Consider the following 23,817-nt stretch of genomic DNA (forward strand, 5'->3'; position numbering starts at 1 on the left):
GACCGTCGCCAGCTCTGTCACGTTCTTGGCGATGGTGAAGGACTCGCAAATGGCCTGCTTGTCCGACATAGTTACTCCTCTCTTCTTTGAGATAAACCAATGGCTGAAGTAGACGCCTTCTGCGGAGACGCGCCGGCGAGTGGGAACGTTCCGACGCTAGCGTCAGTGACGCCTGCCTCAATTCATGTTGCGACATGAGTCATATCACATTTACGGCTCTGCCACAACGGAGCCGTGATGCGGCTAGAAGCGGTACATGGAGACATCACCACCCAGGAGGCGGATGCCGTCGTCAACGCGGCCAACTCCGCGCTGCTCGGGGGCGGCGGGGTGGACGGTGCCATTCACCGTGCTGCCGGGCCGCGCCTGTTGCAGGCCTGCCGCGAGCTGTGCGCCACCGAGCTGCCGGTGGGTCAGGCCGTGGCCACGCCCGGCTTCGACCTGTCCGCCCGCTGGGTCATCCACGCCGTTGGCCCCAACCGGCACGCCGGCCAGGGCGACCCCGCCCTGCTGCGCGCCTTCCGGGTGGCTCTGGACACCTGAGCGGCCCGGACGGCGTCGGTGGCGTGTCCGCCATCGCGCCCCGCAAGCGGATCGGCCTTCCCATCGGTGTCCCAGGATAAGAGGGCCTACGGGATTCTCGTCCAGAGGTACCGGCCCGCAGGCCGGGCCCCTCCTGCTTTCCTGACCTCGGAAGCAGGCATCTGGCATAGGCCGTGCGCGCGCCGGCCCGCGCTCGACACCGCAAGAGGCCGCGCCCCGACGCCGCAAGAGGCCGCGCCCCGACGCCGGCAGTGAAGCGGGACGCGCCGGAACAGCGCAGCCAAATCGCGATGGCACCCGGAGAACATTGTCCGAGGCATCGGTATTTGGCCGGCCATTCCGGCGCGCACCCTCCCACTGCGCTTACTGGCGCACCAGGTTTCGGTTCTTCAGTCGGAAGACCACATCCGCCTTCTTCGACAGCTGGGCCGAATGGGTCACCACGATGACACACTTATCCTGCTCATGGGCGAGGCGCTTCAGGATATCGATCATCTCCCCGGCCGTCTTGCCGTCCAAGTTGCCGGTCGGCTCGTCGGCCAAGATGACGGGCGACTTCGAGGCGAGGGCACGAGCGATGGCCACGCGCTGCTGCTGCCCTCCGGAGAGTTTCATGACATTCCTCTTCGCCTCATCCTCAGAAAGGCCTAATTCAAGGAGTGAGTCAATCTTCGCCTTCGGGTCAACGAGCTTCACGTTCTCCAACGGCGTGAGGTAGTCGATGAGGTTGTAGTTCTGGAAAACCAATGAAACGTTGTGCTGGCGATGGTAGGCGTACCCCCGCTTCGCCACATCCTCACCATCAAGGAGGATCTTGCCCTGGGAGGGGGCATCGAGGCCGGCGAGCAGGCCGAGGAGGGTGGACTTGCCCGCACCGGAGTTTCCGATGATGGCGTAGAACTTGCCCGACTTGAATTCGGCGTTGACGCCATTCAGGACACTCTTCTTCACATCCTGATAAACAAAGCCGAGCTTTTCGAGCTTCAAAGTGGTCATGACAATTTCTCCTAAAATCTCAAAGTGAACGCGCGGGAGCGCTCAGCTCATCTTCGCCAGAATTTGTTTCGGCTGCAACCGCAGGATCGGGATCATCGCGATCAGCAGCGAGGCCACCACGATCGCGAGCACTGCCACGAACGAAAATGCGGCTGCCGCCACAAGCGCGCCCGCTGGCACGCTCACGTCACCAACCGCGCTGGTGCTGACAGCGTCCAGCACGTAGTTGGAGATGAAGTACCCGATGACTTCACTGACGACAAGGCCAACGAAGAAACTGGGGATCGTCAGCATCAACAGCTCAGCGATGAACTGAGCGAATAGACGCCGCTTCGAGTGACCGATCGACAACAGGACGCCGACCTCATGAATGCGTGAGCGGGTCCAGAAGGCCAGAACGAAGATGAGGATGGCCGCGCCCGCGGCGAGCACCGCCCACAGCAGACGTGAGATCAGCGTGGTCAGACCGGCCACGGAGTCAAGAACACCGGCCACGGCCGAGGTATTGTCCTTCAGGTTAAGGCCCTCCGCGAGATTCGCCTTGGCTTCCTTCAGTGTCATATCCAGGTGTTCACGCGAGTCCGTGTAGAACGTGGCGGTACTGACGGCGTCTTTCCCGGCGAGCTGTTGAGCGCTTCTCAAATCCGTGTAGATCGGCGTCTCTTGCCCGCGTTGCGCGTTCTCAGTGGTCTTGTAGATCCCAACTACGTTGAGCTTGACGGTCTCTTCATTCTTCTTCAGCGTCAGTTCGTCGCCGACCTTCAGCTTATGCGAGGCCGCATCAGAATCGGAGAGGATCGCACCTCTGCCATCGCGAAGCTTGGCGATGGCGTCGTCAGCGCCCTCCGTGAGCTCGAGCTCTTTCTGCTCGAAGGCCTGAAGCCGGGACAGGTCGCTGACCCCCACCACCGATTGGAAGTTGCCATCCGCGTCCTCCGCCGAGGATAGGAGCGTGAAGTTGTGGCCGACCACGTGCGGGGTTGAGAGCAACGAATCAGCGGCATCCTGGTTGAAATCACCGGCAGGGGAGGTCACCGTGAAACCGGGCGTGACCTGGTTTTCAGCGACGGCGGTGACGGTGCTCAGGGTGCTCGTGATAACTCCTTGCAACACGAACACAGCCGAGATCAGCGTAATGATGAGAGCAAGGACGAGGCTCTTCGTGCGTCGCCGAGCGATGGCGAAGCGTGCTTGTTGCCAGAACGTCATTGACTATCCAATCTGCGTGAGGAGCCGCTTGGGCTTCTTCATCAGCATCGGGAAGGACGCGATGAGAGTGGCCACAATGATGAGTACGACGCCGGCAATGCCGATCGTGATGAGGTGACTCGGCTCGATGGTCACCGTCACGTGATCGATCGTCTTCTGGAAGGTCGACGTGGTGTAGTCGGCCCCCAGGTTGTAGCCCCCACGTATACGGCTGGCAGCTTGAGATGATGCCCTCGACACGATGTTGTTCCCCAAGGCCTGCGCGACCAAGTGGGCAGCGCCAAATGAGGTCCCCAGGGCTAGGACGAATACTATGAGGTTCTCAGTGACATACTGGGCGAAGATCTTCGTCTTGCTCACGCCGACCGAAAGCAAGATCCCTGTCTCCTTGCGGCGCTCATTGAGCCACAGGAAAAGCACAAGGGCAAGCGCGGCGACTGCGAAGATGGACGTGCCAATAAAGGTGGCTCGCAGCAACGAGTTGATACCGGTCAGTGCAGCGCCGATGCCACCGAAGATGTCGGAGTTCTTGTGGACCAGATAGCGGTTCCAATCAAAAGGAAGTTCCCGCACCTGCTTGATCACCTTATCAAGGTCGCCGACGCTCTTCACGAAGAAGACGGCATCGTGGTAGTACTCGTTCTCCGGCGTCAAACCGAAGAGCGAGCGAGCGGTATCGAGATCGGTGAAGAGAGCGTTCTGGTAGAGCTCCGTGCGCGAAGTCGCCCTGCCGTTCCCCTCACCAGTGAACAGCCCCACGATCTCAGATTCGACGGTGGCATTTGAGTGGAAACGATTCTCCGCGTCGTGCTCGTTAGCCTTGAACGTGACCTTGTCACCGATCTTGAAACCGTTCTTCTCCGCGAACTCCTTGTGCACAAGGATCTTGTGGTGATCATCCTCTTTGAGGTGACGGCCCTCAACGAGCGTGAACGTGCCCGCACGGAAAGCGTTGTCCAGGTCAGAACGGTTGACAGGATTGAGGGGGAGCGCCTTGCCGAATTGCTCCTCGTTCTTCTTGGAGTAGTCATTGGCCTGGCCAGGGAGACGGAAAATCTCAGCGTTGACCACGTCAGCGACCGCGGAGTTCATGTTCACCACATATGAGGTGATCCCCTCCAGCTTGGCGACCTGCTCAACCATCGCGCGCGTGACCGTGCCGCCGCCGCGCGCTGTACCCAGGTTCGTCGCCCGATTGTTCTCAAGCAGGAACCCCGAAAGCACCTGGGAGTTGAGCTCATCACCCGTCTTAGCAACCGATTCACGCACCGCGAATGTCGACAGAAGCAGGGTGGACGCGGTGAGGAGAACCAAAAAAATGGTTAACGATTTCACCAGCTTACGAGTGGCGTGAAGCCATGCTCGTCTAAGAAACGACACCAGAAATGTACCTTCCACAACTAGTTCCGATATTGATCGGCCTCATTATAAGGTACAAGTCTATGAACCACCTATGAGCGGGCAATGATCTGCCATAGAAATAAGCGATCACAGTGTGCGCCGGAACACGTGAAGTATTTCTTCAACCCCGAGCTCCGCACTTACACGAGGTGGCGTCATGCACACCACAAAGGCGTCATCCTTATCATGCGACAAAGCATCGAGATCGTCAATAATGGCGTCACGGATACGCCCCTGCGCCCCGATCGTGATGCCACTGCCCGTCAGAGGGCATTGAATCGTCACATGCGAGGCGCGGCGGCACCGCCGAACTGAGTCCTCTCCACGCCCATCGATGGCGCGCGGCCGTGAACCATATCCTCACGGCCTTTCATCGGCCTACTTCTTAGACGTGAGCCCGCTGCGGAACTCGACGACATCGCCGTCGGCCATGATGTAGTCCTTGCCCTCCATCCGGACCCTGCCGGCGGCGCGGGCATCGGCCACGGAGCCGTACTCCATGAGGTCTTCGAAGGAGACGATCTCCGCCTTGATGAAGCCGCGCTCGAAGTCCGTGTGGATGACGCCGGCAGCCTGGGGCGCCGTCGCTCCCTTGCGGATCGTCCAGGCGCGGGCCTCCTTCGGCCCCGCCGTCAAATATGTTTGCAGGCCCAGGGTGTCGAAGCCGACCCGCGCCAACTTGTCCAGGCCGGACTCCTCCTGCCCATTTTCACGCAGCATTTCCGCGGCCTCCTCGGGTTCCAATTCCACGAGTTCGGCCTCGAACTGGGCATCGAGGAAGATTGCCTCGGCGGGCGCCACCATCGCCCGCAGCTCAGCCTGGCGGACCTCGTCCGCCAGCCCGGCATCATCCATGTTGAACACGTAGATGACCGGCTTGGTCGTCATGAGTTGGAAGGAACGAAGCGCCTCCTCATCCACACCCGCCTTTTCCGCGGCGCCTGAGACCACGGCGGCGGACAGCATTGTCCCCTCCTCCAGGATCGTCAGCGCTGCCTTCGCCGTCTCCAGCACCACCGGATCTGTCTTCCTGCCGCGCACCTCCTTCTCCAGGCGCGGGACCGCCTTCTCAAGGGTCTGGAGATCGGCCAGCACGAGTTCGGTAGCGATCGTCTCGATGTCCGAGGCCGGGTCCACCCTGCCATCCACGTGCACGACGTCCGGGTCATCGAAGGCCCGCGTCACCATGCAGATTGCGTCCGCCTCACGGATATTGGCCAGGAACTGGTTGCCCAGCCCCTCGCCTTCGCTCGCGCCGCGCACGATCCCTGCGATGTCCACGAAGGAGACCGTCGCAGGGACCTCCCGCTCGCTGTGGAAGAGCCCCGCCAGGCGCCCCAGCCGCTCATCGGGCAGGGGGACGACGCCGACATTCGGCTCGATCGTCGCGAAGGGGTAGTTGGCGGCCAGGACGGTCGCGCGGGTCAGGGCGTTGAACAGGGTGGACTTGCCGACGTTGGGCAGTCCGACGATTCCGATAGTGAGTGCCACGAGCCGAGTCTAAACGCGCCCACTGACACGCTCGCGCCACTGGCGCCCAACCCGCGGCTCGCCGTCCCCGTCCCGCGCCGCCGACGACGACGTCGCGAGCCTCGCCGAGGCCCGGAGGAGCGGCGCCTCCCCTCAGGCCAGCGCGAGCGCGAGGTCCTGGATGGCGATCGACCACGTCGGGAAGAAGCCGCCGATCCGGTTGCTCACCAGGGCGATCGCGAGCGTCCCCGCCACGCAGGCCAGCGCGAGCACGACCAAGCGCGCGCCCACCGGGCGGGCGCCCCGCAGGAGGGCGCGGGCCTTCTTCAGGCGACCGGGGTCGGGCGAGGCCACCGGCGCGCTGCCCTCAGCATCCTCCGGCGCCTCCAGCGAGGCTCGCGATTCCCGCGCGCCCCGGGGCTCCGCCGCCGTCTCCGCCGCCGCCTCCGCGGGCTTATCTACCGACTCCGCCTCCGCCAGCTCATTCGCCTCCGCCGTCTCCACCGGCTCATCCGCCTCAGCCGAGCGCGCGCGGCCCGGCAGCAGGCCACCCAGGCCCCGCAAGCGGCGCAGCGGCCCCGGGAAGCCTCCCCCGCGCCACGGGGCGATCGCCGCCACGCTCAGCGCCAACGCCACAATGCACATGAGGATGATCACCCCGATCCCCCGGATGCCGGTGAACACCTCCCGGAAGCTCCCCCAGGCACCCGTATCGGCCCCGTCTCCGGCACCCGTCGCGGACTCCCCTCCGGACAGCCCGTGCGTCTGCCGGGCGGAGGAGGGCTCCTCAGCGGTCGGCTCCGACAGCGGCGCATCAGCGGCCACCGGGGACTTCAGCTGCTCGCCCCACCAGGACAGCGCCGTCGGGAAGGTCTGGCGCCACAGGGTGGCTGAGTGCCCGCCGGTCTGCGGGGTCACCATCTCCAGGGTGTCCGTGGACGGCACCGCCGAGGGCAGATCCCTGCGCAGGTCCGCGGTGCCCGTGTCATCCTTCGCGGCCATCTGCCACATCCGCAGGCGCTGGTGGGCGCGGGTGCGCAGGAGGGTGCTCAGGGTGTTGGCGCTTTTGAGTTCACGGTTTGTGGACATCGCCCCGGTGAAGGGGACGTCGAAGCCGGACATGGCGACCACGTAGCCGAAGGCGTCCGAGCGCATGATCGCCGTCCAGGTCGCGCAGAAGGCCCCTGAGGACACGCCGCCGATCGCCCAGCCCGAGCGATCCGGGCTCACGTTGGGGAAGGAAGCGCGCACGACAGCGGGAATATCGTCCTGGACCCACGTGCCCACCTGGGCGTGCCCGACGACATCGGCGCAGTCGGGCATCGCGGTCTGGCGGCTGTCGGCGCTCAGATTCGGCATGACGAGGATCGCGGGGGGCATCTTGCCAGAGTCGATCGCCGCCTGCATCGCCGAGGCCGCCTTGAGGGCGGTGGTGACGCCGTCGGGACTCCCGGGATCACCGTGGAGCATCATGAGCACGGGGTAGGTCCGGCCGTCATTCGGCGAGTACCCGCGCGGCGTCCATGCCCAGACCTCCTGGGTGACGCCGCTGCGCCGCCCCGTCACGGTGGCCTTCGAGAAGCCCGTGTAGTCCGAGCCGCCCTTGATCGGCGTGAAGGCGGCGGCGTCGGCGGGCATGGGCGAGGGCTGGCTGGTGGGGATCGACGTCGGCTCCTCGGGGAGGGAGAGCACGGCCGGCCCACCGGCGAAGGAGCCCGATCCTCTGACCTGGGCGAGAACGTCCCCAATGGTCCGCACGAAGCCGAGGTGCGCGTTGGCCCGCGCGCTGACGGCGCCGACCACGAGAACCTGGGTGAGGACGACGGCAAGCAGCGCTCCGAGGAGCGAGGCGCGGGGGAAGCGGCGCCGCCCCGGGCGGATCCGCGCCCAGAGGAGAACGGCGGTGGCGAGCATGACGATGACGGCGACGATGCCGATTCCCTGCACGAACGAGGGGGCCACGACGCTGATCTCGGAGATCCCCACACGTTCCAGGCGCGTGGCGGCGGGGCCATTCAGGGATGCGGCCAGCGGTGCGGATACGACGAGAGGAAGATCAGGCACGGGGCACATGATGCAACACCCGCACCGCGACGAAGGGGGACCTTACGGCCTCTCATTGGTGTCAGATCCCTGTGGTGCCATAGGTCCATGACCGATACCCTCCCCCACCTGGCAGCCCTCATTGTCGCCCTCATCGTTGGCCTCATCGTGGGGTTGATCACTGGGGTCGCGCTCGGCAGTGCCCGGGCGCAGGCCCGCTCCGCCACCCTCGCCAATGGCGATGACACCACCTCCCGGCTGCGCGCCGAGGCCGCCGGATGGCGCGCCCGCGCCGAGGAACTGGAGTCCCGCGCCCAGATCGCCGAGGAGCGCTCTGATCGGGACGCCTCCGTTCTACGGGCCCTGGCACCGGTGAGGGCCCAGCTCGAGCGGGTCGGGGCGAGGGTGGAGGAGATGGAGCGCCAGCGCGCCGCCCAGCACGCCACCCTCACCGAGCAACTGCGGGCCGGCGCCGCCTCCGAGAGGGAGCTGCGCCGGGCCACCACCGCCCTGGAGGGGGCGCTGCGCTCCCGCAGCGCCCGGGGCCTGTGGGGCGAGGTGGAGCTCTCCCGCGTCCTGGAGGCCTCGGGGATGATGCGGCATGTCGACTTCTCCGAGCAGCGCGGTCTGACCGGCCTGGCCCCTGCCGGGGCGCGCGGCGCCGGGGGCGGTGCCACCGGCCGGCCCGACGTCGTCGTCCACCTGCCAGGGAAGGCGCACGTGGCAGTGGATGCGAAGGTGCCGCTCGATTCCTACCTGCGAGCCTGCGGCCTGGACGGCTCGCGGCGCGCCGCGGCTAAGACCGTGGATTCCTCGCGGGCCGAGGATGGGGCGGGCGAGGCGCGCGGCATCTCGCCGGATGAGCGCGGCCGCCTCCTGCAAGCCCACGCCAAGGCCCTGCGCTCGCATATTGACGCCCTGGCCGGCCGCCACTACGACCGCTCACTCGAGGGCTCGCCCGAGATGGTCGTGCTCTTCATCCCCGCTGAGCCGATCCTGTCCGCCGCGCTCGACGCCGATCCCACGCTCATGGACCACGCCCTCGATCGCGGCGTCGCCCTGACCACACCGGCCTCCCTCCTGGCCCTGCTACGCACCTGCGCCCTGGCGTGGGCGCACACGGCGGTCAATGAGGAGGCCGGCGAACTCCTGACCCTGGGGCGCGTCCTCTACCAGCGTCTGGAAACGGTCGCCGATCACCTCACCGCCCTCGGCAAAGCGCTGACCCGCTCGGTGTCCGCCTACAACAGGGTGGTGGGCTCCGTGGAGTCCCGTCTGCTCGTGACCGCCCGCGGCTTCGAGTCCCTGGGTGAGGGCCTTCCCAGTCCCTCCCCCATCGGCTTGGAGGACGCCCAGGTGCGCTCCTTCAGCGCCCCCGAACTCACGGGCGGGCAGGATGAGTAGGGCCCTGCGCCCCGCTCCCCCTCACCGGCCCACTGGGGAGCGTTGCCGGGCGTCAGCAGGTGTGGTTGGCGACGGGCTCGCGCCGGCGGTGCTCCGGCGCGGAGTCCCCGGCAGCGGCCTTGAGGTCGGCGCGCAGGTTCTTGGGAAGGGAGAAGGTGATCTTCTCCGTGGCGGTGCGCACCTCCTCCACGTCCGTGAAACCCAGGGCCCCCAGGTGCTCGATGACCTCGCGCACGAGGATCTCGGGCACCGAGGCGCCGCTGGTCAGGCCCACGGTGCTGGCGCCGTCGAACCAGGCGTCGTCGATCTCGCGCGCGTAGTCCACGCGGTAGGCGGCCGGGGCGCCCGCCTCCAACGCCACCTCTTTGAGGCGCACCGAGTTCGAGGAGTTCCCCGATCCCACCACGAGCATGACGTCGGCTCGCGGCGCGATCGCCTTGACCGCGGCCTGCCGGTTCTGAGTGGCGTAGCAGATGTTGTCCGTGGGCGGGTCTATCAACTCAGGGAAGCGCTCGCGCAGGAGGCGCACCGTCTCCAGGGTCTCGTCCACCGACAGCGTGGTCTGGCTGATCCAGGCGACCTTCGAGGGGTCGCGCACCACCACGCGGTCCACCTCCTCGGGGCCGTTGACCACCTGGATGCGCTCGGGCGCCTCTCCCTGCGTGCCCTCGACCTCCTCATGGCCCGTGTGGCCGACGAGGATGATGTCGTAGTCGTCACCAGCGAAGCGCACCGCCTGCTTGTGGACCTTGGTCACCAAGGGGCAGGTCGCGTCAATCGTCTGAAGGAGGCGGGCAGCGGCCTGCTCGTGCACCTCCGGCGCCACGCCGTGCGCGGAGAAGACGACGCGCGCGCCCTCGGGCACCTCATCGGTCTCGGAGACGAAGATCGCGCCGCGCTTGGTCAGGGCCTCCACGACGTACTTGTTGTGGACGATCTCCTTGCGCACGTAGATCGGCGTCCCATAGTGGGCCAGCGCCTGCTCGACGGCGTCGACCGCCCGGTCCACGCCAGCGCAGTAGCCGCGCGGGGCGGCCACGAGGATCCGCTTCGCCCCGCCCGCGGGCGGGATCACGGGGGCGGTGGGGGGCGCGGGAGAATCTGTCACGGTCTCACTGTGCCACAGCGCCGCCCCGGCCCCCAGGCGGGAGCGTGGCACAGTGGTGCATGTGACACAGCCCCCCGCACCGGGCCAGGCCCGGCCGCTCGCCCGCCTCGCCCGCGAGACCACCGCGGAGAACCCGTGGCCCCTGCGCCTGCTGGCAACGAAGATCGAGGAGTACGTCTCCAAGATGACACGGGTGTGGGTGGAGGGGCAGGTGGTCCAGCTCAGCCGCCGCCCCGGCGCCGGCATGCAGTTCCTCACCCTGAGGGACACCGACGCCGATGTCTCCCTCTCCGTGTCCCTCTACACGCGCACCCTGGCGGCCATCGACCGCGCCCTGCCCGAGCCCCTGGACTCCGGTGCCCGCGTGGTGGTCCAGGGCCGCCCCACGTACTGGACCAAGCGCGGCACGCTCCAGCTCCTGGCCGAGGACATCCGGCTGGTCGGCGTCGGGGACCTCCTGGCGCGCATCGAGCAGCTGCGCCGGATGCTCGCCGCCGAGGGCCTGTTCGACGCCGAGCGCAAGCGCCCCCTGCCCTTCCTCCCCCGGCGGGTCGGGCTCGTCTGCGGGCGCGGTTCCAAAGCTGAGGACGACGTCGTGGTCAACGCGCGCCTGCGCTGGCCGGGCCTGCCCTTCGAGATCCGTGAGGTCGCCGTGCAGGGCGCGAGCGCCGTGCGAGAGGTGACGGCCGCGATCCGGGAGCTCGACGCGATGGAGGGGATCGATGTCATCGTCGTGGCGCGTGGCGGCGGCGCCGTCGAGGACCTGCTGCCCTTCTCCGATGAGGGGCTCGTGCGCGCGGCAGCCGCGGCCCGCACCCCGCTGGTCTCGGCGATCGGGCACGAGACCGACTGCCCTCTGCTCGACCTCGTGGCTGATTACCGCGCCTCCACCCCCACCGATGCCGCCCGGCGGATCGTGCCCGACCTCGCCCAGGAAACCGTCGGCTTGGACAGCGCCCGAGCCCGCCTGCGGGAGATCCTCGCCCAGCGGCTCGACGCCGAGCAGCGGGGGCTCGATCAGGTGCGCGCCCGCCCGATCATGACCGATCCCTCCGTCATCGTCCGCGACCGCCTCACCGAGCTCGACGCCGCCCGCGAGCGCATCCGCCGCGGCCTCGACCACGCGCTGACGCTGGCCTCCTCGGACCTGAGGGCGGAGCGGGCGCGACTGGCGGCGCTGTCCCCGCAGGGAGTGCTCGATCGCGGCTACACGATCCTGCGCCGCCCGGGGGGCGCCGTCATCACGAGCGCGGAGGATGTCAAGAAGGGCGATCTCATCGAGGGGATCCTCGCCTCTGGGCGACTCGTCGCCCAGGTGGTGGGCGCCACGAAGCCCGCCTCGCAGGTCCTCACGGCCGACTGAGCCGACGGGGCGGCCGCCCCCTCATCCTTCAAGGCTCGCGCCGAGCGGGCCTCGGGGCGCCCCCGCCATTTCTCCGCCACTTCTCCGCGATACCGCGCTTCTGGGCCCACTGACGTGCGAGAATCACGCCATGAGCCTGAGCCCCGACTCCCCCGTCTCCGGCGACGACGTCGCCACGCTCTCCTATGAGCAGGCCCGCGAAGAACTGATCGGCGTCGTGCAGCGCCTGGAGGCCGGTCAGGTCCCGCTGGAGGACGCGCTGTCCCTGTGGGAGCGGGGCGAGGCCTTGGCCGCCCGCTGCCAGGCCTGGCTCGACGACGCTCGCGCCCGGCTGGCCGCCGTCGCGTCCCCGGATCAGGATCAGGGCTGATCCCCCGGCCCACCAACCGCCGTCACTGGAGCGAAGGAGCCCATCATGACCACTGCTACCGCTGAGAACGCCGCTGTCACCCCCTCCGCTCCTGGACCCGCCGGGACCGCGCTCGTCATCGGGGAGGCACTGGTCGACGTCGTCATCCACCCCGGCGCAGAGCCGGTGGACATCCCGGGCGGCTCGCCGGCGAACGTGGCGCTCGGCCTGGCTCGCCTTGGCCGTGACGCCGAGCTCGACTGCTGGATCGCCGACGATGAGCGCGGCCGCGCGATCCGCTCACACCTGGTCTCCGACGGTGTGCGCCTCACCCCGGGCTCGGACGGCGCCGAGCGGACCTCCACAGCCCAGGCGACCATCGGCGAGGACCGGGCGGCTACCTATGTCTTCGACCTCGACTGGAACCCGCCCTACCCGGCCCCCGCTGAGCCGCCGATCCTCGTCCACACGGGCTCGATCGCGGCGATCCTGGAGCCGGGCGCGCTGACGGTGGAGCAGGTGCTGCGCGACTTCCGCGCTTCAGCGACCGTCTGCTATGACCCCAACGCCCGCCCCCAGCTCATGGGAGAGCCCGGCGAGGCGCGCGCGATCGTGGAGCGCCTCGTGGCCCTGTCCGATCTGGTCAAGTGCTCCGATGAGGACGTGGCCTGGTTCTACGACATCGATGAGGCCGACGATCACGCCCTCGAAGGCGTCCTTGAGGGCTGGCTCCGGACGGGGCCGGCGATCGTCGTCGTCACCCGCGGCAAGCGCGGGGCGCTGGCCCTGACCTCCTCGGGGCTGCGCTTGGAGGTGCCCGCGGACCCGGGCGTCGTCGTGGCGGACACGGTGGGCGCGGGCGACTCCTTCATGGGGGGCCTGGAGGATGGCCTGTGGTCCGAGGGGCTCGTGGGCGCCCATCGGCGCGAGGCCCTGCGCGCGATCGACGCCGACGCGCTGGAGCGGGTGGTGCGCCACGCCTCGCGCATCGCGGACATCACCGTCTCCCGGGCAGGAGCCAACCCGCCCACCCGCGCCGAACTCGCCTGAGCCCGCGAGATCGATTCGGGCGCCGCGGAGCCGTCAATGGCCCCGGTCCGCATCGAGCGCCCTTCAGCGCCCCATGCGGCGCTCGCGCCCGGCATAGTCGCGCAGGGCGCGCAGGAAGTCGACGCGGCGGAAGGCCGGCCAGTTGACCTCGCAGAAGTAGAACTCAGAGTGGACCGACTGCCACAGGAGGAAGCCTGAGAGCCGCTGCTCGCCGGAGGTGCGGATGAGCAGGTCGGGGTCGGGCTGGCCCTTGGTGTAGAGGTGCTCGGTGATGTCCTCCTCGCTCAGGGAGGCAGCCACCTCCTCCAGGCTCGCCCCAGCGGCGGCGCGCTCGCGCAGGATCTCGCGGACGGCGTCGGCGATCTCCTGGCGCCCCCCGTAGCCGACGGCGATATTGACCTCCATCCGCCGATCCGCCTCCCCGGCCTGGCCGGGCTCAGCGCCAGAAGTGGTGGTGGCGACGGCGGCGCGCAGTCGCGCTGCGACCTCGGCGGGCAGGAGGTCAACGGCGCCCACGAGGCGCACCCGCCACCGGCCGCTTCCCGACAGGTCCTCCACGGCCTGGGCGATGATGTCGAGCAGGGGGGCGAGCTCGGCGGGATCGCGTGAGAGGTTGTCCGTGCTCAGCAGCCACAGCGTGACCACGGTGACGCTCGCGTCGTCCGCCCAGCCGAGGAACTCCTTGATCTTGTCCGCCCCGCGCTTGTGCCCCTGGGAGGCGCCGATCCCCAGGGCCTTGGCCCAGCGGCGGTTGCCGTCGAGGATGACGCCGACATGGCGGGGCGCGCGGGAGGAGTCGAGGCGCGCGGACAGACGGCGCTCATAGAGCTGGTAGAGGAAGCCGTCCGCCATGTCTCTCCTTCGCATGCGCGCGCGGGCCCGGCCGTCTGGGGCGCCGGGATGCGCCGTGGAACCAACGTTATCGCGCGCGCCGCCCGCGGGCGGCCGTCCTTCCTCCCCACTCGAACCTACGGTACCGTAGGTTCGGGCGCCGCCCCCGATACCCCCATCGGCGCCCGCCAGGAGGTTCCATGCGCGCAGACGCGGATCCGCGCCGTGACGCGCCTGAGGCCGCCCCGCACCAGGAGCGGGCCACTGGCCGCCGCCCCACGCGGGCACCGGCCCTCATCACACCCATCAAGCCCAGGCTGCGGGGCTGGATCCACGCGATCACGGCGCCCTTGGCCCTGGCCGCCTGCATCGTCCTGACCGCTCTGGCCGACGGCGCCGCCCTGATGTGGTCCAGCGCCGTGTACCTGGTGTGCTCACTGCTGCTGTTTGCCAACTCGGGCCTCTACCACCTGGGCAAAGGGCGCTTCCCATGCTCAGTCTCCGGCGCCCTGCAGCGCGTCGACCACGCCAATATCTACCTGCTCATCGCCGGGACCTACACGCCCCTGTCGGTGGCGCTGCTCGACGCGGCGACGGCGCGCCTGGTGCTCGGCATCGTCTGGGGAGGCGCGGCGGCCGGGATCGTCATGTCCCTCATATGGACGGGCGCCCCGCGTTGGCTGAGGACAGCCCTGTACATCGCCCTGGGCTGGGTAGCGATCTGGTTCCTGCCCTCCTTCTGGCGCTCGGGAGGGCCCGCGATCGTGTGGCTGCTCATGGTCGGGGGCCTGGCCTACACGGTCGGCGCGATCGTGTACGCGCGCAAGCGCCCCGACCCCCTCCCCGGCTGGTTCGGCTTCCACGAGGTGTTCCACGCCTGCACGGTGGTGGCATGGGCCTGTGATGCCGTGGCCTGCTACATCGCGGTTCTCAGCTGATCCCAGTCAGGCCGGGAGCACGAGACCCCCGGCCGCCACAGGCGCGACACGCACCCACAGGCGCCATCCGCGCCGAGCGGTGCGCGCTGCCCGCACCGCTGGGAGCGAACGGCACCACTGGGCGCGAAAAGCGCCTGTCGATGAGCCGCCACCACCGATCTCGCGAGCCGCGAGCCCGGCTGGCGCTCGATTCCCAGGGCACTCGCAGGCGCGGAGGGGTAGACTCGCCCCTCATACACGCCGCCCCGGGCGCCCACCGCGCATCGGGGCATTGCCACGGCACCGTCGTCGGCGCGTCACCGATCAACCAGATCACCACAATCGAGGAGAACCCCATGGCCGCGGACACCGAGAAGCAGGGAACCTGGCTGACCCAGGAGGCCTTCGACCGCCTGAGCGCCGAGCTCGAGCACCGCAAGGGCGAGGAGCGCAAGGAGATCGCCCAGCGCGTCGAGGCGGCCCGTCAGGAGGGCGACCTGCGGGAGAACGCCGGGTACCACGCCGCCCGCGAGGAGGCCGCCCTCAACGAGGCCCGCATCATCGCCCTGACCGAGACGCTGGAGAACGCCCAGATCGGCGAGGCCGCCGACGATGGCACCGTCTCCGCGGGCACGATCGTCACCGCCAAGGTGGCCGGCAAGGAGCAGCGCTTCGCCCTGGGCGGTCAGGAGATCGCCGAGGACGTCCCCGAGGGCGTCAAGGTCTTCTCCCCCGACGCCCCGCTCGGCAAGGCCCTCATGGGGCACGCCGCGGGTGAGAAGGTCTCCTACGACGCCCCGAACGGCAAGAGGATCACCGCGGAGATCCTCAAGGTCGGCCGCGTCTGACACCGCGCCGCCGTTCATTCCCGCTCCTCGCCTTGAGCGAAGGGAGCGGGGATGGGGCGATTCGGCCAGCAGCGGGGCGGTAGCCTTCTCCTATGAACACTCCGTCCCGCAATCACGTCATCCCCGGCCGCGAGGAGCCCGTGCTCCCCGAGCCCGGCAGCCACGTCGTCCTCGGCGCTCCCCTGACCGGCCCCTGGCCCGAGGGCACCGAGGTCCTCTACCTCGCTGGCGGCTGCTTCTGGGGCGTGGAGCGGATCATGTGGCGTCAGCCCGGCGTCGTCGCCACCTCGGTGGGGTATATGGGCGGCACCACCCCCAACCCCACTTACCAGGAGGTCTGCACAGCGCGGACCGGCCATGCCGAGACCGTCCTGGTGGCGTACAACCCGGCGGTCGCGGGGCGCGGCGGGGAGGCGCTGCTGCGCGCCTTCTGGGAGAACCACGACTCCACCCGGCTCAACCGCCACGGCAACGACATCGGCCCCCAGTACCGCTCCGCCGTCTGGACGACGACACCCGAGCAGTACGCGGTGGCGATCGCCACTCATCAGGCCTTCCAGGGCGAGTTGAGCCGGCTCGGGCTGAGGCGCTCCGTGACGACGATCGATCCAGCGTCGGCGCAGTACGCGGAGTTCGGCGGCCCCTACTACCTGGCGGAGGACTACCACCAGGGCTACCTGGAGAAGAACCCCGGCGGCTACTGCAACCACGGGCCCAATGGCGTCACCTGCCCCGTGGGGATCGCGAACCTCCCCTCGCAGGTGGATGTGCTGCCCCCGCAGCAGGTGTGAGCCGGAGAAATGGCGCGGTTTGAGGATTCCTTTTTCTGACGCCTAGACACACCCAGATAGTCGCAGGTCAAAGCGGTACACGCTCGCCTGTCGCTCGCGCGCAGGCCGATTCGACCCCGAGCAATCCTCAAAGCGCGCCATTCCGGCGAGCAGGGGCGCCGGATCAGGCGCCGGTGGCGAGGCCCCAGGCAACGAGGAGCATGACGACGCCGACGAGCGCGTCGATGATCCTCCAAGTGCGGGGGCTCGCGAGCAGCCCGGACAGCGCCCGCGCCCCGAGGCCGAGCCCGGTGAACCAGATGACGGAGCCGGCGATGGCCCCAGCGGCCGCCCACCAGCGATCGGGGCCGAAATGGTTGGTGACCGTGCCGAGCATGAGCACGGTGTCGAGGTACACATGGGGGTTGAGCCAGGTCAGCGCGAGTGTTGTGAGGGCCACTGAGCCCGCGCCCCGCGAGGCGGCCTCCTTCAGGGCGCCGGGCCGCAGGGCCGAGCGGAACGAGTTGATCGCGAACAGGACCAGGTAGGCGACGCCTCCCCAGCGCAGGGCCTCCAGCACCCAGGGAGCCAGGGCGGACACGGCCCTGATCGCGCCCGTCCCCACGGCGATGAGGATGGCGTCGGAGAGCGCGCAGATGAGGATGACGAGCCCGATGTGCTCACGTCGCACGCCCTGGCGGAGCACCCAGGCGTTCTGCGCGCCGATGGCCACGATGAGCCCCAGCCCCGTGCCGAGTCCGGCGAGGGCGGGGGCCAGGCAGGAGGGCAGACCAGTCATGGTCCGGGATGGTAGAAGATGCGGGCGACCGCGTACCGCGCCCACTCGCATGGCGGTCAGCGGCGAGGACCACGCGCGCTCAGGCGCCGCCCCACGCCATGTGCCAGGATCAGCCCATGAGCGATGACAGGCACTCGGGCGGGAACGGACACCGCGCCAGGCACGACGGCGGCGATCGGCGCGGGGGCGACCGCGGTTATCGGGGCGGGCGCCGCCGCTACGACGACGAGCCGCGCGACGGGGAGTTGAGCGACCTCATCGGCCACCTCCACGCCCTGGACGGGCGCGCCTACCCGGCCTACCGGGCGATCCTCGGGCGCTACCTGGCGCCCGAGGGATGGGCGCTCCACATCGACCGGGTCCAGGCCGACCCCTATGCCCCGCCGACGCGCATCCGGGTCACCGCGCCCGCCTCCCTACCCTCGCTGGCACTCCTGGCGCGAGAGGGCCTACTGGCGACGGCGGACCGCCGCCTCGCGCTCGCTGATTTCCTCACCCGCGAGATCCACGCGGGCTTCAAGGGCACCGCCCTGTCCATCGCGGCGCCCGGCCAGGAGATCCTGGAGCGCTCCGCCGTCGTCCTCCTCCCGGCCGCGACCGGTGCTGAGGACGCCGGGGCCTGGACCATCGAGGTCCGCGCCCGCATGGCCCTTCCCGCCCAGGGCCGCTCCATCCAGGGCCATGAGGCCGCCAGGATCGTCGGCCGGGATCTCGTCCGCGAGATCGAGACGGCCCTGAGCCTCACGGGCGCGCGCGCTGAGCGACTCCTCGCCCATGTGGAGGCCCTGGAGGACCACCGGGCCCTCACGGCGGCGGTCCGGGAGGCGGGCTGGGTTTCCTTCCTCGCCGATGGCTCCCTCCTGCCGCGCCGATCCGGGGTGAGCGATGAGCCGCTGCGCTCGGGCGGCGTCGCCCTGAGAGCACCGGAATCCCTGGCCGCCACGGTCGTCCTCCCCCATGCCGGGGCGGTCCGCGGCACGGCCGTGCCGAAGGGCGTGACGGTGATCGTCGGCGGCGGCTACCACGGCAAGTCGACGCTGCTGGCGGCGATCGAGAGGGGCGTCTACCCGCATGTGCCAGGCGATGGGCGCGAACTCGTGGCCACCGTCCCCGACGCCGTCAAGGTGCGGGCCGCCGATGGCCGGGCCGTCACGGGCGTCGACCTCACGCCCTTCATCTCCCACCTGCCCGCGGGCCGGGACACGACCGCCTTCACCACCCGCAACGCCTCGGGATCGACCTCCCAAGCCGCTGCGATCGTCGAGGCCATCGAGGCGGGGGCCACGGCGCTGCTCCTCGATGAGGACACCTCGGCCACGAACCTGCTCATCCGCGACGCGCGCATGCGCTCGCTCGTGGCCGCCGAGCGCGAGCCGATCACTCCGCTGGTGGACAGGGTGGGGGCGCTGTCCTCGCGCTTGGGCGTCTCCACGGTCATGGTCATGGGCGGTTCCGGCGACTACCTGGACGTGGCCGACCATGTCCTCCTCCTGGACTCCTACGAGCTGCGCGACGCCACCGAGCAGGCGCGAGCCGTCGTCGTGGAGCAGCCCCGGGAGGGGACCGCGCTGGAGGACTTCCCGCTCGGCTCCGGCCGCATCCCGGCCCCCGCCCCGGCGCGCGCTCGGCGCGGTCCGATCCGCACCCGCGCCCGGGGGACCGACGCTCTGACCCTGGACCGCGAGGAGGTGGACATCTCGGATGTGGCCGGGATCGTGGACCCGGGTCAGGCCGAGGCGGCGGCCCATGCCCTGCGCGCCCTGCTGGAGCGGCGCTTCGACGCCGCCTCCACACTGCGCGAGTGCCTCGATGACCTGGAGGCCCTGCTCGACGACGAGGGCCTGGACGCGCTTGACGAGGGCGGGGCGTTCCTCGTACGGCCCCGGATGGTGGACGTGGCGGCGGCCGTCAACCGCTACCGGCCGCTCGAGGTGGGCTGACCGAGCGGGCACCGCCCAGTCCCCTGCCCCCCCAGGAAGCGGGAAGCGGGCCCGGTGATCTCGCGGTCACCGGGCCCGCTCGCGGGCAGGAGCGCCGTCTGAGCGCGGTGGTCCGGCTCAGGGGCTCGCGCTCAGCGCAGGGTGGCCAGGGCCTTGTCCTGGGCGACGAGGGCCTGGACGAGGCTGGCGGCCTCGCCGTCGTGGAAGGCCGCGGGGGCGAAGGCGCCGCCGGAGAAGTCCGTGGCGAGGTGCAGGTTGACCTGGGCGCTGACGACGCCGGTGGTGAAGTTGGCCAGGATGGCGCGCAGGTGCTCGATCTGGCGGTGGCCCGCGGAATAGGAGTAGCCGACGAGGCCGACGGCGCGGTTGGCGAGCACGGAGGGGGTGATGAAGTCGATGGCGTTCTTCAGGCCGCCGGGGACCGAGTGGTTGTACTCGGGGCTGACGATGATGAAGGCATCGAATCCGGCCAGGGCCTCGTTCCAGGCGACGGCGGCCGGGTCCTTGGCCGGGGCCGCCATGGGAGGAAGCTCTTCGGCGAAGATGGGCAGGTTGAAGGAGGCGAGGTCGAGGATCTCGGCCTGGACGCCCTCGGCCTCGTTCGCCTTGGAGGCGATCCACTCGGCCACGGAGGCCCCGGCGCGGTTGGGGCGGACGGATCCGAGGATGACGGCGATCTTGGTCATGGCAACTCCTTGGCTTCTCTGGGTACCGCGCGGTACTTGAATTGTTAAGTATTCTAGGCCTTAGTGCCCACCCTGAGCACCTCCGAGACCATGACTCGCACCACAGGCCAAAGCGCCGCCACCTCCCACAGGCGCTCGCACCCACCCAGGACCCCCGGCACCACCAGACCACCAGCGCCACAAGAGCCGAAAACGCCCCTCGCGCGGACCAGCAAGCGCTGGTCCGCGCGAGGAGCGCGACGCCCAGGGGGGCTGATCGCGGCGCTTCACCCTCATGTCAGGTCACCGGGATCCGCGCGGTGTGATGCGTCAGGGACAATCAGGGCGCATCAGTTCGTGGCGGCGACGATCGCTCGGACCATCGCCGGGACCTCCCCTTCATGGAAGGCCGCCGGGGCGAACTCGCCGTCGGTCCAGTCGGTCGCGATGTGCAGGGCGACGTGCGGGCCGACGACGAAGGAGTTGAAGGACGCCAGGACCTGGCGCAGGTGCTCGATGGCGCGCAGGCCGAGCTGGTAGGAGTAGCCGACCACGCCGATCGCCTTGCTCTCAAGCACGGAGGGGGCGAGGTAATCAATGGCGTTCTTCAGGGCCCCGGGGATCGAGTGGTCGTACTCGGGGGTCACGAAGATGACGGCGTCATAGGAGCCGAGCCTCTCGTTCCAGGCCACCCCGGCGGGGTGCTGGGGCATGGCGATGGCCGGCGGGAGCTCCTCGGCGAAGAGAGGGAGCTTGAAGTCGGCCAGGCGGAGGACCTCGGCCTCAACGCCGTCGACCAGGGAGGATTGGGCGGCGACCCAGTCGGCGACGGCGGCACCGGCCGAGGCGGGGCGGATGGAGCCGTGCACGACGGCGATGCGGATGGTCATGAGGGGCTCCTTGCGGGAACGGCAAACACTTAGAGTGTTAGCCGATGAGTTCGGCACCATCTAGTTGATACGCGTATCAGTGTAGCGGTCTGCCCCCACTTGTCAAAGCCTCATCGCATAGCACGAAGACCACACATAAGCTCGTCGTGACCCACATGTCCCGAGGCGCTCCGGTTCGATGCCCTGTTGGGGAGGGCTCAGCCGCGGGCACGCGCTGTCGGCCTAGCGTCGTCCACATGAGCACAGTGAGACCAGCACGACACTATTCCCACCTCCGGCGCCCCTCCGCCCGATCATCACGCTCGCGGCGGTCCGCAGGCGCCGCATCCCGCGCCGCATCCCGCCAGGCGCCACCGCATTCCTCCCCGCCCGATCCGTTCCTGCCCGAACTGTCCGTCCGCGACGCCGACTGGCTGCGCGCGCAGATGCTGCGCCAGGTCTGCCTGCGCTTCCCCGGGAGCCGGCTCGACTCGCCCGTCTCGCTGCGCACGCCCCAAGGCGCGAGACTCGTCCTGCACCGGATCGCCGCGTGCCTGGCCCGCACGGAGCGGGAGTTGTGGGAGGAGGCCGTGGGCCATCACATCAGCGGACTCATGGCTGCCGTGCGCCCCGACGGCACACCGCGCGAACTCGAGGACTACTCGGATGAGGAGGTGCTGGGGGCCCTGCGGCTGCGGCTGGTGCCGCCCAGCAGGGGCATCCCCGCCGAGGCCGATGAGCCGGAGATCGCCCCGGGCCTGCGCCTCACGCGCGTCATGGACATCGGCGGGCTCCTGGTCTCCCAGCCCTCGGCCCGCCTCTATGAGCGCCTGGGCGAGGAGCGGGTGGACGCCGCCGCGCTCGCCAATGCCCGCATCGTCCTGGACAGGACGGAGCACGTGGGCGACGGCGAGGGGATCCATCTCATCGGCTCGGACTCGATGCTGACGGCGGCACTGGCGATGAGCCTGACCGAGGTGTGCCAGCAGCGGAACGTCCCGCATCCGCCCGACGGCTTCGTCCTGGCGCTGCCCGAGCAGGAGTCGCTGGGAATCCTGCCTCTGGCCGAGGGCATCGATGAGACTCATCTCAGCGCCCTGCTGACGTGGTCGCTGACTCGGTGGGGGCACGCGGAGCACCCGCTGTCAGCCCTGCTCTACCACGTGAGCGCCGATGGCGCCTGGTCACCGCTCATGGCGCCAGGGCCCTCCATCGAGCGCCCGCTCATCACCTTGAGGGATCTGCCCGAGCCGATCTGGCGCCACTTCGCATGGTTCTTCACGCCCTACGACGAGTACCCGCCGGAAGCCATGCCCGGCATGGCCTTCGGGCTATGAGCGCGCACCCGGCGGTGCTGGGCGAGCGGCGGGGTCCGCGCGGACGGCGGGGTCCGCGCGGGCCGCAGTGGCGGCACTGGCCGCCCTGGCTGTGTCGGCCGCCCTGGCTGTGTCGGCCGCCCTGGCTGTGTCGGCCGCCCTGGCTGTGTCGGCCGCCCTGGCTGTGTCGGCCGCGCTGGCTGTGTCGGCCGCCCTGGCCGCCGGCCTCAGCGCGCCAGGAAGAAGGCGGCGGCAGGGTCCTCCGTCTCCTCGTGGTAGGCGTAGCCGAGGCGATTCATGTGCTCACGCAGCTCGCGGGCCTCCGCCTCCGGGCTGAGGCCGCGAACCCCCACCTGGAAGGCGCACAGGATGCGGCCGTAGTCGGCGCCGTCGGTGCGGTAGTGGAAGAGGGTGACGTTCCAGCGAGTGCCGAGCACCTCGAGGAAGTGGACGAGCGCCCCGGGGGACTCGGGGAACTCGAAGCTGAAGAGCCGCTCGGTCAACCCGGCCGGAGCCCGCCCCCCGATCATCGAGCGCACGTGGACCTTGGCGAGCTCGTCGTCGGTGAGGTCGACGACGCCATACCCGGCCCTCTCCAGGTCCGCGACGATCTCGGCACGCTCCTCGCGCCCGCGGCTCAGCCCCACGCCCACGAAGATGCGGGCGGGGCCGGGCTCAAGGGATCCGTCGAGGCCCGGTGCCGCCCGGTAGTTGAACTCGGTGACGCTGCGCCCGCCGAGGATCCGGGCGAAGCGCAGGAAGGAGCCGCGCTCCTCGGGGATGGTCACCCCCAGGATCGCCTCGCGCTGCTCACCGATCTCGGCGCGCTCGGAGATGTAGCGCATCTGGTGGAAGTTGAGGTTGGCCCCCGAGACGACGCACGCCAGGCGCTCCCCGGCCAGGCCGTGCTCGGAGGCGTAGCGCTTGAGGCCGGCCAGGGCGACGGCTCCGGAGGGCTCGGAGATGGCGCGCAGGTCCTCAAAGAGGTCCTTGACGGCGGCGGAAACCTCGTCGGAGGAGACGGTGATGACGTCGTCGAGCAGTTCGGAGCACAGGCGGTAGGTCTCATCCCCGATGCGGCGCACGGCCACGCCCTCGGCGAAGAGCCCCACCCGGCCGAGCGTGACGGGCCCGCCCTGGGCCAGCGCCGCGGTCAGGCAGGCGGATTCCTCATGCTCGACACCGATGACGCGCACATTCGGAAGGAGTTGCTTGATGAGCACGGCGACGCCGGAGGCCAGGCCTCCCCCGCCCACGGGCACGAAGACGCGGTCGAGCCCGGCATCCTGCTGGATGATCTCCAGGCCGATGGTCCCCTGACCGGCGATAACACGGGGATCGTCGAAGGGAGCCACGTAGGTCAGGCCGTCCTCGTCGGCCAGGCGCTGAGCCTCAGCCTTAGCGGCGTCGAAGTTGTCGCCGTGGAGCAGGACCTCCCCGCCCAGGGCGGCAACGGCATCGACCTTGATGCGGGGGGTGACGGTCGGCATGACGATGAGGGCGCGGCAGCCGAGCAGCGCCGCGGAACGGGCGACGCCCTGGGCGTGATTCCCCGCTGAGGCGGTCACCACGCCACGAGAGCGCTCGTCGTCGGAGAGCATGCGCATGCAGGTGTAGGCGCCTCGGATCTTGAAGGAGTGGACCGATTGCAAGTCCTCTCGCTTGGCGGCCACCTCGCAGCCCAGGCGCGCCGATAGGGCGTCCATGCGCTGCAGGGGCGTGTGCTCGGCGGCCTCGTAGACGGGGGCGCGCAGGATCGCGCGCAAGTACAGGGAGGCGTCCCACGGGGTATCGGTGCCGTCAGGTTCGTTCACGCCGTCAGCCTAGAGGAGTCGGCTCGCGGCCCCGTCGGCGCCACCAGTCCGTGGTCGCCGCGCGGGCGGCCTCCGACTGGCGCGAATCACCCCGAGCAGTGCCGTTCGCACC

20 protein-coding genes and 1 pseudogene are annotated in these 23,817 nt (G+C 69.4%); 10 read left to right on the top strand and 11 right to left on the bottom strand.

Annotation, left to right across the window (positions count from 1 at the left end; genetic code table 11):
• Positions 1–237: 237 nt before the first annotated feature.
• Positions 238–519: pseudogene (locus GVV76_RS03740) on the top strand (macro domain-containing protein); the annotation flags it as partial.
• Positions 520–906: 387 nt separating this feature from the next.
• On the opposite strand, the gene GVV76_RS03745 reads toward GVV76_RS03740, so the two are convergent.
• The 5 genes from GVV76_RS03745 to GVV76_RS10575 form a co-directional block, all read right to left on the bottom strand.
• A complete protein-coding gene (locus tag GVV76_RS03745; protein WP_159625038.1) occupies positions 907–1,539 on the bottom strand; it encodes an ATP-binding cassette domain-containing protein in 633 nt (210 codons plus the stop codon).
• A gap of 42 nt (positions 1,540–1,581) precedes the next feature.
• Positions 1,582–2,748 carry an ABC transporter permease gene (locus GVV76_RS03750; RefSeq protein WP_159625041.1) on the bottom strand — a complete coding sequence of 389 codons (1,167 nt, stop codon included), beginning with the start codon at positions 2,746–2,748 and terminating at the stop codon, positions 1,582–1,584.
• A 3-nt stretch (positions 2,749–2,751) separates the two neighbouring features.
• On the bottom strand, positions 2,752–4,146 hold the full coding sequence (locus GVV76_RS03755; protein WP_159625043.1) for an ABC transporter permease: 1,395 nt from the start codon (positions 4,144–4,146) through the stop codon (positions 2,752–2,754).
• A gap of 381 nt (positions 4,147–4,527) precedes the next feature.
• Positions 4,528–5,640: a redox-regulated ATPase YchF gene (gene ychF / locus GVV76_RS03760; RefSeq protein ID WP_159625045.1), complete on the bottom strand. Its 1,113-nt coding sequence runs from the start codon at positions 5,638–5,640 to the stop codon at positions 4,528–4,530.
• 132 nt (positions 5,641–5,772) lie between these two features.
• Positions 5,773–7,683 (bottom strand): alpha/beta hydrolase, encoded by a 1,911-nt coding sequence (locus GVV76_RS10575; protein ID WP_159625047.1) that lies wholly within the window; start codon positions 7,681–7,683, stop codon positions 5,773–5,775.
• 87 nt (positions 7,684–7,770) lie between these two features.
• Here GVV76_RS10575 and rmuC point away from each other — a divergent pair, with 87 nt between their 5' ends.
• Entirely contained in the window at positions 7,771–9,066 is a 1,296-nt protein-coding gene (gene rmuC, locus GVV76_RS03770; RefSeq protein ID WP_159625049.1) for a DNA recombination protein RmuC, read from the top strand.
• A 52-nt stretch (positions 9,067–9,118) separates the two neighbouring features.
• Here rmuC and GVV76_RS03775 read toward each other — a convergent pair whose 3' ends face one another.
• Positions 9,119–10,174 (bottom strand): 4-hydroxy-3-methylbut-2-enyl diphosphate reductase, encoded by a 1,056-nt coding sequence (locus GVV76_RS03775; RefSeq protein ID WP_236263192.1) that lies wholly within the window; start codon positions 10,172–10,174, stop codon positions 9,119–9,121.
• A gap of 52 nt (positions 10,175–10,226) precedes the next feature.
• Here GVV76_RS03775 and xseA point away from each other — a divergent pair, with 52 nt between their 5' ends.
• The 3 genes from xseA (at position 10,227) to GVV76_RS03790 (ending at position 12,936) form a co-directional block, all read left to right on the top strand.
• Positions 10,227–11,537 carry an exodeoxyribonuclease VII large subunit gene (xseA, locus tag GVV76_RS03780; protein ID WP_201292188.1) on the top strand — a complete coding sequence of 437 codons (1,311 nt, stop codon included), beginning with the start codon at positions 10,227–10,229 and terminating at the stop codon, positions 11,535–11,537.
• Positions 11,538–11,667: 130 nt separating this feature from the next.
• On the top strand, positions 11,668–11,907 hold the full coding sequence (locus tag GVV76_RS03785) for an exodeoxyribonuclease VII small subunit (RefSeq protein ID WP_159522035.1): 240 nt from the start codon (positions 11,668–11,670) through the stop codon (positions 11,905–11,907).
• A gap of 45 nt (positions 11,908–11,952) precedes the next feature.
• Positions 11,953–12,936 (top strand): PfkB family carbohydrate kinase, encoded by a 984-nt coding sequence (locus GVV76_RS03790; protein WP_159625052.1) that lies wholly within the window; start codon positions 11,953–11,955, stop codon positions 12,934–12,936.
• A gap of 63 nt (positions 12,937–12,999) precedes the next feature.
• Here the strand turns inward: GVV76_RS03790 and GVV76_RS03795 are convergent, their stop codons facing one another.
• On the bottom strand, positions 13,000–13,788 hold the full coding sequence (locus GVV76_RS03795; RefSeq protein ID WP_159625054.1) for an isoprenyl transferase: 789 nt from the start codon (positions 13,786–13,788) through the stop codon (positions 13,000–13,002).
• A 179-nt stretch (positions 13,789–13,967) separates the two neighbouring features.
• On the opposite strand from GVV76_RS03795, the gene trhA reads away from it, so the two are divergent.
• From trhA to msrA, 3 genes are all read left to right on the top strand, one after another.
• A complete protein-coding gene (gene trhA, locus GVV76_RS03800) occupies positions 13,968–14,705 on the top strand; it encodes a PAQR family membrane homeostasis protein TrhA (protein WP_159625056.1) in 738 nt (245 codons plus the stop codon).
• A 335-nt stretch (positions 14,706–15,040) separates the two neighbouring features.
• Positions 15,041–15,532: a GreA/GreB family elongation factor gene (locus GVV76_RS03805; protein ID WP_159522029.1), complete on the top strand. Its 492-nt coding sequence runs from the start codon at positions 15,041–15,043 to the stop codon at positions 15,530–15,532.
• Positions 15,533–15,624: 92 nt separating this feature from the next.
• Positions 15,625–16,323 (top strand): peptide-methionine (S)-S-oxide reductase MsrA, encoded by a 699-nt coding sequence (msrA, locus tag GVV76_RS03810; RefSeq protein ID WP_159522027.1) that lies wholly within the window; start codon positions 15,625–15,627, stop codon positions 16,321–16,323.
• A 163-nt stretch (positions 16,324–16,486) separates the two neighbouring features.
• On the opposite strand, the gene GVV76_RS03815 is transcribed toward msrA, so the two are convergent.
• Positions 16,487–17,101, bottom strand: coding sequence for a LysE/ArgO family amino acid transporter (locus GVV76_RS03815; protein ID WP_201292189.1), 615 nt, complete (start codon positions 17,099–17,101; stop codon positions 16,487–16,489).
• Positions 17,102–17,217: 116 nt separating this feature from the next.
• On the opposite strand from GVV76_RS03815, the gene GVV76_RS03820 reads away from it, so the two are divergent.
• Positions 17,218–19,041: an ABC-ATPase domain-containing protein gene (locus GVV76_RS03820; RefSeq protein WP_159625060.1), complete on the top strand. Its 1,824-nt coding sequence runs from the start codon at positions 17,218–17,220 to the stop codon at positions 19,039–19,041.
• 131 nt (positions 19,042–19,172) lie between these two features.
• Here the strand turns inward: GVV76_RS03820 and GVV76_RS03825 are convergent, their stop codons facing one another.
• Together GVV76_RS03825 and GVV76_RS03830 are read right to left on the bottom strand one after the other, a co-directional pair.
• Positions 19,173–19,727, bottom strand: a complete 555-nt coding sequence (locus GVV76_RS03825; protein WP_159522021.1) for an NADPH-dependent FMN reductase — start codon at positions 19,725–19,727, stop codon at positions 19,173–19,175.
• 329 nt (positions 19,728–20,056) lie between these two features.
• Positions 20,057–20,596, bottom strand: a complete 540-nt coding sequence (locus tag GVV76_RS03830; protein ID WP_159625062.1) for an NADPH-dependent FMN reductase — start codon at positions 20,594–20,596, stop codon at positions 20,057–20,059.
• A gap of 236 nt (positions 20,597–20,832) precedes the next feature.
• Between GVV76_RS03830 and GVV76_RS03835 the strand changes: the two genes are divergently transcribed.
• Complete coding sequence (locus tag GVV76_RS03835; RefSeq protein WP_159625065.1) at positions 20,833–21,912, top strand: hypothetical protein; 1,080 nt, start codon at positions 20,833–20,835, stop codon at positions 21,910–21,912.
• Positions 21,913–22,118: 206 nt separating this feature from the next.
• On the opposite strand, the gene ilvA is transcribed toward GVV76_RS03835, so the two are convergent.
• Positions 22,119–23,705, bottom strand: coding sequence for a threonine ammonia-lyase, biosynthetic (ilvA, locus tag GVV76_RS03840; RefSeq protein WP_159625067.1), 1,587 nt, complete (start codon positions 23,703–23,705; stop codon positions 22,119–22,121).
• Positions 23,706–23,817: the final 112 nt, after the last annotated feature.

It is taken from the genome of Actinomyces sp. zg296 (assembly GCF_009829695.1).
In the GTDB taxonomy this organism is placed as follows: domain Bacteria; phylum Actinomycetota; class Actinomycetes; order Actinomycetales; family Actinomycetaceae; genus Actinomyces; species Actinomyces marmotae.

Excerpts from the sequence above, each read along its gene's own strand:
- GVV76_RS03745 (WP_159625038.1), bottom strand. The coding sequence starts at position 1,539 with ATGACCACTTTGAAGCTCGAAAAGCTCGGCTTTGTTTATCAGGATGTG.
- GVV76_RS03750 (WP_159625041.1), bottom strand. The coding sequence starts at position 2,748 with ATGACGTTCTGGCAACAAGCACGCTTCGCCATCGCTCGGCGACGCACG.
- rmuC (WP_159625049.1), top strand. The coding sequence starts at position 7,771 with ATGACCGATACCCTCCCCCACCTGGCAGCCCTCATTGTCGCCCTCATC.
- GVV76_RS03785 (WP_159522035.1), top strand. The coding sequence starts at position 11,668 with ATGAGCCTGAGCCCCGACTCCCCCGTCTCCGGCGACGACGTCGCCACG.
- GVV76_RS03790 (WP_159625052.1), top strand. The coding sequence starts at position 11,953 with ATGACCACTGCTACCGCTGAGAACGCCGCTGTCACCCCCTCCGCTCCT.
- GVV76_RS03795 (WP_159625054.1), bottom strand. The coding sequence starts at position 13,788 with ATGGCGGACGGCTTCCTCTACCAGCTCTATGAGCGCCGTCTGTCCGCG.
- trhA (WP_159625056.1), top strand. The coding sequence starts at position 13,968 with ATGCGCGCAGACGCGGATCCGCGCCGTGACGCGCCTGAGGCCGCCCCG.
- GVV76_RS03805 (WP_159522029.1), top strand. The coding sequence starts at position 15,041 with ATGGCCGCGGACACCGAGAAGCAGGGAACCTGGCTGACCCAGGAGGCC.
- msrA (WP_159522027.1), top strand. The coding sequence starts at position 15,625 with ATGAACACTCCGTCCCGCAATCACGTCATCCCCGGCCGCGAGGAGCCC.
- GVV76_RS03815 (WP_201292189.1), bottom strand. The coding sequence starts at position 17,101 with ATGACTGGTCTGCCCTCCTGCCTGGCCCCCGCCCTCGCCGGACTCGGC.
- GVV76_RS03820 (WP_159625060.1), top strand. The coding sequence starts at position 17,218 with ATGAGCGATGACAGGCACTCGGGCGGGAACGGACACCGCGCCAGGCAC.
- GVV76_RS03825 (WP_159522021.1), bottom strand. The coding sequence starts at position 19,727 with ATGACCAAGATCGCCGTCATCCTCGGATCCGTCCGCCCCAACCGCGCC.
- GVV76_RS03830 (WP_159625062.1), bottom strand. The coding sequence starts at position 20,596 with ATGACCATCCGCATCGCCGTCGTGCACGGCTCCATCCGCCCCGCCTCG.
- GVV76_RS03835 (WP_159625065.1), top strand. The coding sequence starts at position 20,833 with ATGAGCACAGTGAGACCAGCACGACACTATTCCCACCTCCGGCGCCCC.